Origin of the sequence: Pseudalkalibacillus sp. A8 (genome assembly GCF_045920555.1) — a bacterium.
Classification (GTDB): Bacteria; Bacillota; Bacilli; order Bacillales; family Fictibacillaceae; genus Pseudalkalibacillus.
In genome coordinates this window covers 5,923,719-5,936,012 of sequence record NZ_CP174509.1, presented here as the reverse complement: position 1 = coordinate 5,936,012, position 12,294 = coordinate 5,923,719, and the positions used below count along the sequence as shown (strand labels likewise).

The 12,294-nt window shown below is 41.8% G+C and carries 15 protein-coding genes; 8 read left to right on the top strand and 7 right to left on the bottom strand.

What is annotated here, in order from left to right; translation table 11 throughout:
* Window positions 1-81 precede the first annotated feature (81 nt).
* From ACJROX_RS29605 to msrA, 3 genes are all read left to right on the top strand, one after another.
* A complete protein-coding gene (locus ACJROX_RS29605) occupies window positions 82-1,260 on the top strand; it encodes a class I SAM-dependent methyltransferase (RefSeq protein WP_408008738.1) in 1,179 nt (392 codons plus the stop codon).
* A 138-nt stretch (window positions 1,261-1,398) separates the two neighbouring features.
* Window positions 1,399-1,602 carry a hypothetical protein gene (locus tag ACJROX_RS29600; protein WP_408008737.1) on the top strand — a complete coding sequence of 68 codons (204 nt, stop codon included), beginning with the start codon at window positions 1,399-1,401 and terminating at the stop codon, window positions 1,600-1,602.
* A gap of 165 nt (window positions 1,603-1,767) precedes the next feature.
* A complete protein-coding gene (gene msrA / locus ACJROX_RS29595; RefSeq protein ID WP_408008736.1) occupies window positions 1,768-2,733 on the top strand; it encodes a peptide-methionine (S)-S-oxide reductase MsrA in 966 nt (321 codons plus the stop codon).
* Between the two features lie 45 nt (window positions 2,734-2,778).
* Here msrA and hmpA read toward each other — a convergent pair whose 3' ends face one another.
* Window positions 2,779-3,993, bottom strand: a complete 1,215-nt coding sequence (hmpA, locus tag ACJROX_RS29590; protein WP_408008735.1) for an NO-inducible flavohemoprotein — start codon at window positions 3,991-3,993, stop codon at window positions 2,779-2,781.
* A gap of 216 nt (window positions 3,994-4,209) precedes the next feature.
* Between hmpA and ACJROX_RS29585 the strand changes: the two genes are divergently transcribed.
* Window positions 4,210-4,650, top strand: a complete 441-nt coding sequence (locus tag ACJROX_RS29585) for an RrF2 family transcriptional regulator (protein ID WP_408008734.1) — start codon at window positions 4,210-4,212, stop codon at window positions 4,648-4,650.
* A 271-nt stretch (window positions 4,651-4,921) separates the two neighbouring features.
* On the top strand, window positions 4,922-6,391 hold the full coding sequence (locus tag ACJROX_RS29580; RefSeq protein WP_408008733.1) for a potassium/proton antiporter: 1,470 nt from the start codon (window positions 4,922-4,924) through the stop codon (window positions 6,389-6,391).
* Between the two features lie 120 nt (window positions 6,392-6,511).
* Here ACJROX_RS29580 and bshB2 read toward each other — a convergent pair whose 3' ends face one another.
* From bshB2 to ACJROX_RS29550, 6 genes are all read right to left on the bottom strand, one after another.
* Window positions 6,512-7,174, bottom strand: a complete 663-nt coding sequence (gene bshB2 / locus ACJROX_RS29575) for a bacillithiol biosynthesis deacetylase BshB2 (RefSeq protein ID WP_408008732.1) — start codon at window positions 7,172-7,174, stop codon at window positions 6,512-6,514.
* A gap of 15 nt (window positions 7,175-7,189) precedes the next feature.
* Entirely contained in the window at window positions 7,190-7,537 is a 348-nt protein-coding gene (locus tag ACJROX_RS29570) for a YojF family protein (protein WP_408008731.1), read from the bottom strand.
* 130 nt (window positions 7,538-7,667) lie between these two features.
* Complete coding sequence (locus ACJROX_RS29565; protein ID WP_408008730.1) at window positions 7,668-8,228, bottom strand: GNAT family N-acetyltransferase; 561 nt, start codon at window positions 8,226-8,228, stop codon at window positions 7,668-7,670.
* A 26-nt stretch (window positions 8,229-8,254) separates the two neighbouring features.
* On the bottom strand, window positions 8,255-9,499 hold the full coding sequence (locus ACJROX_RS29560; protein ID WP_408008729.1) for an aminopeptidase: 1,245 nt from the start codon (window positions 9,497-9,499) through the stop codon (window positions 8,255-8,257).
* Between the two features lie 12 nt (window positions 9,500-9,511).
* A complete protein-coding gene (eis, locus tag ACJROX_RS29555; RefSeq protein WP_408011832.1) occupies window positions 9,512-10,267 on the bottom strand; it encodes an enhanced intracellular survival protein Eis in 756 nt (251 codons plus the stop codon).
* An 11-nt stretch (window positions 10,268-10,278) separates the two neighbouring features.
* Window positions 10,279-10,761 (bottom strand): GNAT family N-acetyltransferase, encoded by a 483-nt coding sequence (locus ACJROX_RS29550; protein ID WP_408008728.1) that lies wholly within the window; start codon window positions 10,759-10,761, stop codon window positions 10,279-10,281.
* A 184-nt stretch (window positions 10,762-10,945) separates the two neighbouring features.
* Here ACJROX_RS29550 and ACJROX_RS29545 point away from each other — a divergent pair, with 184 nt between their 5' ends.
* The 3 genes from ACJROX_RS29545 (at window position 10,946) to ACJROX_RS29535 (ending at window position 12,163) form a co-directional block, all read left to right on the top strand.
* A complete protein-coding gene (locus ACJROX_RS29545; protein ID WP_408008727.1) occupies window positions 10,946-11,086 on the top strand; it encodes a hypothetical protein in 141 nt (46 codons plus the stop codon).
* 164 nt (window positions 11,087-11,250) lie between these two features.
* Window positions 11,251-11,937 (top strand): uracil-DNA glycosylase, encoded by a 687-nt coding sequence (locus ACJROX_RS29540; RefSeq protein ID WP_408008726.1) that lies wholly within the window; start codon window positions 11,251-11,253, stop codon window positions 11,935-11,937.
* Window positions 11,938-11,974: 37 nt separating this feature from the next.
* Window positions 11,975-12,163, top strand: coding sequence for a DUF5370 family protein (locus tag ACJROX_RS29535; protein ID WP_408008725.1), 189 nt, complete (start codon window positions 11,975-11,977; stop codon window positions 12,161-12,163).
* The last annotated feature ends 131 nt before the right edge of the window (window positions 12,164-12,294 follow it).

Here is a 12,294-nt window from a genome sequence, read left to right as displayed (position 1 = left end):
CAAGGGGGTGCCTGTTCTATTGAAATTTGGTTTCGATTCTGTCATCTTATAATGAGATATACAAGTGACGGAGGAAGCGTAATGCAATCATCAAATTATTGGTTGGATATTTGTAATTTAGCTGCTGTGTTCGATCAACAATCAATACCGTATCAATTTATTGAAGAGACAGCACTTATGATTCAAGGAGTCCCGGTGAAACTAGAAGAAGTGGCGATAGAAGTACAGTGGGATCTGGTTGAATCGGTTCATGGCCTTTTCACGCCATATGGCCCAACTCCTATTGAAAGGACGAAAGACATAGGGAGCTTTCATTTTGAAATGGAGGGGACCTCGGTTCGGGTGAAATGTGTGTACAATAAAGCAATACGGACAGACCCTTTTCGAATTCAACTGGAGAGGGACGGCTTACATTATTGGTGTCAGTCTCTTTATACAAAAAGGAGAAATCCTCGTTACGAAGAGGTGATCAACCAACATCTTTATGATTTGCAGATGCGAATGACCGAGCAGAATCAAGTCGCTTGGAATCAGAACAATTATCAAGCATTGATCAACCGTTATGGAGCACCAGAGGAGGTTGCCGACAAAATCAAGCAGCATCCTGAAGGAAGATTAGGATCCTTTTATCGATATATGGAGCCTGTTGATGGGAAAAAAATTGCACATTTGATGGGATCGAATGGGATCAAAGGAATTGCCTTATCTTTATTAGGGGCTGATGTTACGGTTGTTGATTTTTCCCAAGAGAATGCCGCATTTGCAGTAGAAGTTGCTGGTGCAGCTGGGGTAAACATCCAATACGAAGTCTCAGATGTGCTTTCTTTCAAAGGCGAGGGATCTGAGGATTTGTATGATTTTGTCTTGATGGAGCTAGGTGTCCTCCATTACTTCATCAACCTGGAACCGCTCGTTCGAGTAATCCATCGCTTATTGAAGCCAGGAGGGCAACTGGTATTGCACGAGTTCCATCCAATCTCAACTAAACTGATCACATCAAAAGGGAAAAAGCATAAGGTTAGCGGAAACTATTTTGATCCGATGATTGAAAACAGACAGGTTGCCTTCTCTAAGTATTCATCAGAAAGAGAAAGTGAAAAAGCCCAAGTGTTACAAAGGAAATGGACCCTAGGAGAACTCATAACCGCCGTGGCCGATATTGGACTGGTTGTTAAAACACTCGATGAAGAACCAAATCAAAAAGTCCATGATATCGGAATACCTAAACTATTCACCCTTGTTGCGCAAAAGCCGTCCTGAGTTGGACGGCTTTTTTTAGAAATATAGAACCAAAAACACCCGTTAGAACTGCTGAAGTTCAGGTCTTGACCAGGAAAATACTACCCGATCCTTTTCTCGAGCCTCTGTACCAACCACAAAAGGAGGAAGGCATGGTAGATGGATGCACCCAAGAGGAGGGGTGCTTTAGCTCCCTCTGAATTAGTGAATAGAGCCTCTGAAATCCAGAATGGTGGAAAGATCAGTCCTAGACATCTCCAACCAGAATGGATGAAGAACCCTATAATCGGAGCTGCCAGGTTGATACTTATCACTTTTCCAATGGCCAGTCCTTCCACTTTATTATTGGCAAGCTTCTGCTGATAAAATCAGTTAGCGACAATACATGAAAAAGCCAAAAGGAGTTACCTTATTTTTGTAAAACATTTTACTTGCTAAACTTATACAAATCACTATGATTAGATATAAGAATTTTTTTAAGGAAGTATGACTTATAAAGGTATAGCCTTTATAGCAAGGGGTGTTAACATGACTGATAACAAACAAAATTTACAACTTGCAACATTTGCAGGCGGTTGTTTCTGGTGTATGGTAAAACCGTTCGATGAAATGCCGGGTATCGAAAAAGTCGTATCGGGTTATACAGGCGGACATACGGAGAATCCAACGTATAAGGAAGTGGTTACGAATACGACAGGGCACCGTGAAGCGGTCCAAATCACCTTTGATCCAGAAATTTTCCCGTATGAAAAACTCCTTACCCTTTATTGGCAGCAAATCGATCCGACAGATCCCGGGGGGCAATTCCATGATCGCGGGGAATCCTATAAAACGGCCATCTATTATCATAATGAGGAACAAAAAGAGATGGCTGAAGCCTCCAAAAAGATTTTACAGGAAAGCGGGCGGTTTTCTAAACCGATTGTAACGGATATTTTTCCCGCTTCCACATTTTATCCTGCAGAAAGCTATCACCAAAAGTATTATGAGAAGAACCCTGATCACTATGATCGTTACTATAAGGGTTCAGGGCGCAAAGGTTTTATTGAGGAAAACTGGGTGATGGAAAAGGACGACAAAAAGCTTCGTCAAGAATTGAATGACATGCAGTACAACGTAACCCAGGAGAATGGTACAGAACCGCCTTTTCAAAATGAGTTTTGGAACAACGAACGGGAAGGTATCTATGTCGACATCGTTTCTGGAGAACCTTTATTCAGTTCCGAGGATCAGTATGATGCAGGGTGTGGGTGGCCAAGTTTTACGAAATCCCTTCATTCTACAAGGATTAAAGAAAAGAAAGACCTCAGCCATTTCATGATCCGCACAGAGGTGAGAAGTAAGTTCGGAGATTCCCATTTAGGCCATGTATTCAATGATGGACCAGATGAAAATGGTTTGAGATATTGTATTAATTCAGCTGCACTTCGTTTTATCCCAAAGGAAGAACTTGAGGAAGAAGGGTACGGCGAATATAAACAATTATTCGATTAAATATAAGAAAGAGGTTGATTCGGTCAACCTCTTTTTATAATGCTTTTAATTTTTAACTGTAACCTTTTTTTCACTCAAATCAATAGCTGGTCCGAAAAATTCAAAATTGATTCGACCTTCAGGTACGTTCAGTCGTTTCAAGCTATGGATGACCATTTTCATGAAGCCTTCAGGCCCACAAACGTAATAATCAGCATCGTGCGGTATAGTTGATTTCAACCAAGGCATGTCAATATACCCTTCTTTGGCAAAACATTGATTTTGAAGATCTTTTTCAGTCGGTTTTTCAAAACAGAAATAGGCTTTCAATTGCTCGTGGGTTTCGGTTAATTCGATGATCCGGTCACCCATTGCTTGATATTCCCCGTTAATAGAGGCGTGGATGTAATGAACGTTGCGTTCAGGCGATTGGATCAATGTCGTTTCCAGCATACTTACTAATGGAGTGAGCCCGACACCTGCACCGATCAGAACGAGTGGTCTTTTCGATTCAGTATTGAGTATGAAGTCTCCTGCCGGCGCACTCAAGAGTATACGGTCTCCTTCCTTCACATTATCATGAAGGTGCATGGAAACACGGCCTTCACGCTTAATGGAAAGACGGTAAAGTTTCTTATCAGGTGTATCAGACAAGCTATATTGGCGAATATGAGTATGAGGATCATTCGGAATCTCTACTTTTACACTTATATATTGACCAGGAGTGAAATCTGCCAGTTCCTTTCCATCCGCAGCCTTTAGGTAAAAGGAAGTGATCACCTTGCTTTCGACTTCCTTCTTCACCAATTCAAACTCACGGAAGTCTTTCCAGCCCCCAGGTTGCTTTGCCGCTTCCTTATACATGCCATCCTCCACTTGGATGAATACATCTGCAATGACTTGATAGGCTTTTGCCCATGCATCAAGAATTTCATCAGTGGCTGCATCTCCTAACACATCTTTGATCGCTTTCAAGAGATTTTCACCAACAATAGGATATTGTTCAGGCTTTACACCAAGGCTACGGTGTTTATTAGCGATCTGCTTAACTGCCGGAAGGATTTCTTCCAGACGATCAATATGCACAGCTGCTGCATAAACGGCATTTGCTAATGCGCCTTGCTGGCGTCCCTTATGTTGATTGGAATGGTTGAATAAGTTTAATAATTCAGGATGATTGGTGAAAAGAAGTTCATAGAAACAGGACGTGATTGTAGTCCCATGTTCTTTAAGTACAGGAACAGTCGATTTGATTGTTTGAATGGTCTTCTGATCTAGCATCTGAAACAGCTCCTTACATTTTAAAGATATATTTTGTTTACATCTTTATTATAAAAAAGAGCGGTTTTTAAAGATATATCCAAAATACAGCATTCAAAATAATGACACATTTGTGTTCAACGAAAAGACACATGATTTGTAACATTCTTTCACTTTACCAACCAAAATGGTACGATTAAAGAATAAAAACTCCTTAACGAGAGGGGATAGAAGACGATGCGATTGACCCAATATACGGATTATTCCTTGAGGGTTCTTATATACCTGACAGCTCAGAAGGAAGGCAAATTAGTCAATATTAAAGAGATTGCGGAAATCTATAAAATATCAAAAAACCACTTGATGAAAGTGATCCATGAACTTGGAAAGCTGGGGGTCATCAAAACGGTCAGGGGTAGGAATGGCGGCTTCAAACTTGCTAAGGCTCCGGAGGAGATCAACATCGGGGAACTGATCCGGAAAACAGAGGAAGACTTTTATCTGGTCGAATGTTTTGATTCCTCAAATGATACTTGTATAATCAGCCCTGTTTGTAAACTGAAAGGGGTATTGAATGAAGCGATGCAGGCCTACTTTACCGTATTAGACAAATATACGTTAGCTGACTTGACGACCAATACCGACCAATTACAAAAACTATTTTCGGTGCAAAAGTAAATTCCAGCTAGGAAAGCTTAATGTTGACTGAATGTCAGCATTAAGCTTTTTTCAGTTTGCATTTAAAGAAAGTATAAAATACTTTCTTTAATATAAGGGCACAAGCTGGTGGCATCGGAAGCAATACACCGCACGAAGGAAAAGCAATTGCTTTTTCGAGGAACTAAGGCTCGACCTTCACAAGGCTTGGCCTCGCCAAGTTTTCTTTAGATGTTTGTTTTTGGTAAAGTCCTTTTTATATAATAATTGAATAGAGATAGGGAGGACGGAAATGGAATTCAGTGTGGATCATACAATTCTCGTTGTTTCAATTTTATTATTAATCGGTGTTGTCACCGCAAAATTCTCATCCAGACTGGGATTGCCTTCTTTGGTATTTTTCATTTTGGTCGGGATGGTGGTCAGCCAATATGTCTATTATGATGACGCGATGCTTACACAATTGATCGGTACATTGGCTTTGATCATCATCCTGTTCGAAGGGGGTCTGCAAACCGAGTGGGCGAACATCAGGAAGGTTTACAAACCCTCCCTGTCACTAGCGACGTTCGGTGTACTTATCACAGCTGCCGTTACCGGTACTGCTGCTAAATACATTTTGGATGTAACCTGGTTTGAAGGGTTTCTTTTTGGGGCGATCGTTGGTTCCACGGATGCTGCTGCTGTATTCGCCTCCCTCGGGGGCAGGGATATCAAACGAACATTGACCTCTACCCTCGAAGCAGAATCGGGTACCAATGATCCGATGGCAATCTTTTTGACTGTAGCTTTTTTGGAATTGATCCAAAATCCAGAGACGAATACAGCAATGTTGATCCTTAACTTTTTTTGGCAGATGGGCATTGGGTTGCTGATAGGCCTCCTATTAGGAAAAACCGCTACATGGCTGATCAATAACATTAACCTGGATTCTTCCGGTCTTTATCCTGTCTTATCCATCGCTTTAGCAATCTTCACCTTCGGAATTACGACAATCTTTCAGGCGAGCGGTTTTTTGGCTGTCTATACGATGGCAGTCTTTCTCGGGAATCATGATATGATTTACCGACATTCCATTGTCCGGTTTAATGAAGGGTTTGCATGGATGATGCAGATCCTCATGTTCATATTACTAGGAATGCTCATCTTCCCGAATCAATTGCTTCAGGTCGTTTGGCAGGGGATCTTGCTATCGTTCATCCTCATGATCATAGCAAGGCCGGTCGGTGTATTTATTAGTTTAGTCTTTGCAAAATTCAATGTTAAAGAAAAACTCTTCATATCATGGGCTGGATTGAAAGGGGCCGTTCCGATTGTATTAGCGACGTACCCGTTGGTTACAGATGTAGAGAACAGCGGTTTGATCTTCAATGTGGTTTTCTTCGTCGTCTTAACATCGGCATTAATCCAGGGGGCGACCATATTGCCACTCGCAAAGTACTTCAAGTTTTCGAAAGGAGCAAAAGCAGAAGTTCCGCATAGTCTTGAACTCGTTTCAATCGGAAAAACAAAGAACGAAATGATGGAAATCGAAATAGAGGAAGGTGTGGCCATTTTAGGGGAAGAGATAAAAGATCTGTCTCTTCCAGAAAATACGTTGATAACTGCAGTGATCCGAGGAGATTCCTTGATCACACCGACTGGAAATACGACTCTGGAACCAAGAGATACGCTGTATATATTAGTTCACAGGTCGAAACGAAAAGAAGTCAAGAAAATCATCCGAAAAAAACAAGAAAGTGAAAAAGAAAACGACAAATAATCGATTGAAATAGAGGGCAAAGGGGTTCTTTTTACCACTCCAAAAACGGATTGAAAATCTCCAAAATGAAGAGGAATAATACAAAAGAGGTGACTTTTTATGAAGTCACCTCTTTGTAATTCAATCAAATTTATATGTCCAGAACCGTTCGTATTTGATCCAGTTCATCAATTCCTCTTCGTTTGCTTGAAGACGTTTCCTCATACCGGCCATGAGTCCTGCAGTTTGACTTTTATGTGCTTCGATTGTCGCGATTTTTTTATCTTGAACCCTGCTGACATCACGGATAACATCCGGTTCACCCAGCTTTTCGACACAGTCATTGGAAAATGCGACGCATTCAACTTTAGGTCTTTTTGGTGCCGGTATCCTTTTTACAGCTTTAATGACCGCTTCTCCACATGCTTCATGGTCAGGATGTACACTGTAACCAGGATAGAAAGTGATGATGAGTGAGGGATCGAGCTCGTCGATCGCTTTCGTGATTTCGTTTGTAAGCCATTCTGGATCTTCAAATTCGATGGTCTTATCCCGAAGCCCCATCATACGTAAATCCTCAATCCCAAGAACTTTACAGGCTTCTTGGAGCTCCATCTTCCGAACTTCGGATAAGGATTCACGGTTTGCAAAAGGAGGGTTTCCCATATTTCTGCCCATTTCACCTAGTGTCAAACACATATACGTAACGGGTATTCCATTCTCTATATGCAATGCAATCGACCCTGAAACACCAAATGCTTCATCATCTGGGTGAGGGAAGACCACAAGTACTTGTTTTTCCATAAGCCCGACTCCTTTCTATTCAAACGGCGTTTCGCTGATCTGAAGGGCTACTGCGAGTTTTCCTTCCATATCATGTCCTGCCATCAGCAAGCGATTTTTCGCATCAAGCTCCCAATGGGTGAGCCCTTCAGCATAAATCCAACCAAGATCCATTTTCAGACCAGCTCGGTATGGTCCTTCTCCAGTGATTTTTCCACGTGTATATTTAATTTTCCCGTTCCGGATATAAGCGCCAGCTGAAAACATCTTTTCATTAAAGTGTGATGCGTATGCTCCGTTTGTCGTTTCAAGGTGAATGTATACGTCTTTATCGATAAAACGCTCAATGATTGGCTGTACCTTTGAAATATCAATTGGATCCAAAGCAAAACCCTCCTACGATTCCCTGCACTTTTCTATGCATTATCAATTGGATTACTTTTTTACGATTATAACAACTCAGCGTCAAGAAACGAAGAAGAAACGCTTATGACAGACGTTGCATATAAAATATTCATTGAAGTTTGTGCTTATCTGTCCATTCGTGGCTCAATATCCCATACATGCACATGTCGTACCTGTTACCATCCCGCTGGAGAAATTCACGTTGTGCGCCCTCATATTTAAAACCAAGGCGTTCGTACAACTTGATGGCACGCTTGTTGTAGCTGAAGACAGTCAATTGGACACGATGCAAATTCAATTCATAAAATGCGAAATTCAATATAAGCTCCATCGTTTCGTATCCAAGTCCTTGGGCCCAATGCTCCTTCTCACCGATTCCGATCGCAAGCCAGGCGTTACGATGAGGCCAAAGGATGCTGTCCAGATCGACCCAGCCGACGACCCTGTCATCTTCATTCATGCGGATTGCGAACAGAAACGATTTTTGTTCGCGGGGTTTCTGCTCCACCCAGTCCTTGAAATCCCGTTTCAACAACGGAAAGCTTGGAGAAGCATCCATACATCGCATATATTCATCATCATGGTACCACTCCGATACCTTGTCTAGATCTTCTTCTGTAAAACGTCCTAAATAGACGCGTTTTCCTTTACGGATTGACGTTGCAATCATAGTTTACCCCCTGAAGATAAATGCAATTAATTTTTCTTGATCCAGCAACCGTTTTGGAACAACTGTTCACGTCGGCCGTCCGGATGAATTCCGTCGATGTTCATTTCAGGCGAACCGATCATGAAATCGACATGCGTGATACTCGTGTTCAACCCAGCCTGATTCAATTCTTCACTGGTCATATTCGTCCCCTCCTCTATACATAGAGGGTAGGCTGAACCGATTGCTAGGTGACATGAGGCGTTTTCATCAAACAACGTATTGTAAAATATCGTATTTCTTTTTGCGATTGGTGAATCCTCTGGTACTAGGGCAACTTCCCCGAGAAAATGGGAACCGTCATCACTGTTGATGAGATGCTTTAATGTCTCAATCCCTTTGGAAGCATACACGTTTGTAATCTTTCCTGCCTCGAACGTAAGCTCGATATCTTCAATGGCAGTCCCTCCATATATTAATGGCATGGTACTTTTCACAGTTCCATTGACACCATTCTTCTTTGGGGCGGTGAACACCTCTTCAGTCGGCAAGTTCGGTGTGAAAAAGAGGCCTTCTTGTGTAACGGCGCCGCCGCCAACCCATAAATGCTGATCCGGAAGGTCCAGGACCAGGTCCGTGCCAGGAGCTTCGATATGGAGCTGTTTAAACCGTTTGGCGTTCAGTTCATCCACCTTTGAGAGTAAAGATCCAATATGGGCTTTCCATTGCTCCACAGGTTCATCACAATCCACCCGTGTCATTTGGAAAATTGCTTCCCATAGCTTGTCCAGTGCTTCTTCAGGTGTGACATTTGGATAGACTCTCTGCGCCCATTTTTCATTCGGGACACAAACGATGCAAAACGCAATTTTCCCGGATTTTCTTGCAGAAGAAATTTGCTGAAGTTCCATAGCGGAAGTTTTCATGAACGTTCCTACGCGATCCGGGTCAAGTCCAGAAAAGGCTTCAGGAAGAGTACTGCGGATCGAGAGAAATGCAGCTTTCTGTTTTACCAGCTCTTCCGACCGGTGTTTGCTCCAATCTGGAAATTCAGATAGGCTTTCTTCAGGTGCATGTTTGATCTTCAGCTTCGAAATTTCTTGGTCCATCCAATTGACATGAACATGCCGTGCTCCTTTTTTATAAGCAATTTCCGTTACTTTCCGAACGAAAGGGGCTGCATCCAAGTCAGCATTGATATTGAGCGTTTGTGTTTCTTGAAGGTTGAGGCCGATTGTCAAAGTGACTTCGGCAAGGTTTGTAAGCTTTCGTTCGTGCGATCTCTCATTCATTGATAGCCCTCCTTAAAAGCGATTCAAGCAAATCGGTTTTTTACGCGTATGGAATAGATCCGTTATTGTATGGAGATAAGCTGTATCAGAGATGTCCGCTCTTCCATAGGTATATAACGTTTCAAAAGGTACAACCCCCATCAACATAGATGAAAAATCAGAGATATCCAGTTTGATTTCTACATCAGCTTTTGCTTTCTCGCCTATCATCAAGCTTCCATTTTGTACATGTAATTGAATCGTACGATTGTTATCAGGTACAAATGAATCTTGGATGGTCATATCCAATGAAATCGTGACATTATTGAAATTGTGTGCTGACAGGGATTGCAGGAATCCTTCCGTATCCAGAACCCTGTACATCAAGCCGACACCTTGTGTATTGCTTTCATGATAAATGTGGGGAATAAGGTGACCAGTACCATTACTCGGGTCTGACAATAAATAATGAAAATACTCATCCTGTGTATCAAAATAGATCGAGCGGATCTGATCGTGTTGCGAATGGAAAAAGGTAAGCATTTCTGAAAGAACTTCCTGATTCTCATAGAGCATCTCATGAATGATGATGTCGTTTTGCAGGAAAGTATCTTCAGCATTCGATTTAAACGAAAATCCGCCATACCCTTTCACTTCACCATTTTTTACATACCCGACCGTAAAGTTTCCTGGCTGCTTTAACGGGCGCGAAAAACCTTTGACATTACGGATCATGAGGCCGTGGGTACGAGCAGCTGTCTTGTTATAAAAATCGACAATCCTATTCACGTCATCCAAAGTCAGATAAGAGATGTGTGCTTTTGAAGGTCCTTTCGGCAGTGAGCAGGGCGTACCCGGTACCGGCTCATTTTTGTCCTATATCCATAACCCATTTGCTTGTAAAAGTCTGGTCGGAACGGATAGAGGGCAGTAAAATAGGTTCCTTGCTCATGATAATGCTTATGAAAATATTCTAGGAGTGACTTTGCGACACCCTCTTTTTTATGTAAAAGATCAACAGCCACCATACCAATTCCTCCTACGGGAACTCTTTGTCCATGTAACATCATTTCAAAGTCATGGAACTGCATGCCGCCTACAAGTTTCCCAGATCGGTAGGTGCCATATAGGGATGTTGTAGGATCATTTTCTTGTATGTCTATGAATCTTTCTGCAGTTTTTTGTAAATCATCTTCTGAAACCAGCTTCATTCCAGGATAGGAACGGCTGACAATGGAGATGAATTCGCTGATATCTTCGATAGGCAATTTTTTGATTTCCATAGTTTATCCTCCTGATTCTTCCAAAGCGACTGTCTCAATTATAGCAAACTTGTATATGACAGAGAATTCGGATTCATATGATAATAGTGAAAGAATGGGGAGGGGCAGATTTTTCAAAAAATCTACAAACAAGAAATGATGTATAGTTATCGAGGGAAGGTTTCCATCGTGATTGTATCTTTTGATGGAGAAGATAACGTCATGGGCTGATAATACACAATTGAAAGCGTCCATGAGACCCTCAAAAAGTGAAAAACGGAAAACGAGGGACTCATTTTACAGGGACGTCGTGTATTTCAATGAAAAGAGGCTGCCCGGATTTTGAAAAACTTCAGAACGTAAAATTTTGTCAAATATTCTCGGGGAAATAAAAATCAATATGTCATTTATTAGCGAAATCGGTGCGTGATCTGATCGATATGGAAGCCAGTCCTATGATATACTACCCTGTAAATCTAGTAATCTTTTAAAAAACGGGTGATGAATCAAATGGGTATTTTAAAAAATGATTGGTCTGACGTTCTGGAGGACGAATTTCAAAAGGACTATTATTTAGAGCTACGCGAGCAATTGAAGCATGAATACGGACAGCAGAAAGTCTACCCCCACATGAATGATATTTTCAATGCGCTTCATTTCACCTCATATGAGGAGGCAAAGGTCGTTCTGTTAGGACAGGATCCTTATCATGGTCCCGGACAAGCTCATGGATTGAGTTTCTCCGTACAGCCAGGTGTAAGGAAACCACCATCCTTGCAAAATATCTTTAAAGAACTGAAAGATGACCTAGGATGTGAACCGCCGAATCATGGCTCTCTTATCCATTGGGCTAAACAAGGTGTCTTGATGCTGAATACGGTTCTTACTGTCCGGCATAAGCAGCCGAATTCCCATAAAGGGCTTGGTTGGGAGAATTTTACGAACTCAGTTATCCGTACTTTAAATGAACGTGAAAAGCCTATAGTTTTCTTATTATGGGGAAAACACGCCCAGCAAAAGGAAGAGCTGATCGCGAATGATCATCATCTGATCATCAAGTCGCCACACCCAAGTCCGTTTTCAGCGAATCGAGGATTTTTCGGAAGTCGTCCGTTTTCCATGATCAACCGTTTTCTTCGTGAAAATGGAATCGAGGAAATCGATTGGCAGATCCATGACATAAATGAAAAGAACTGACTCTGGCTATACTAAGGGCCATAGAGGAGGTTGAGGTATGGGAGCCATCCAACGCGGAGACTTTACGTTTGAAATCGAATACAGTGTTTCTCATCAAAATGGGGCAGTACATGTGTATGAGAATGGTACGTTCAAACAAGAACTGCCGTTTGAATTCGCCGGTGACAAGCCTAATGAAGATGAAATTGAAAAGATGGTCGATCAGTATTATGACAACCTGAAATAGTGAAACAGGAAAGGGGGGCTGACTCAAAAGGACATTAATTTGTCCTTCTGAGGTCAGCCCCTCTACTTTTGGTCTATTTTTGCTTAAAACCATAAAAGAATCGCCCTATTTTCTGTATAATTGAAGTTACC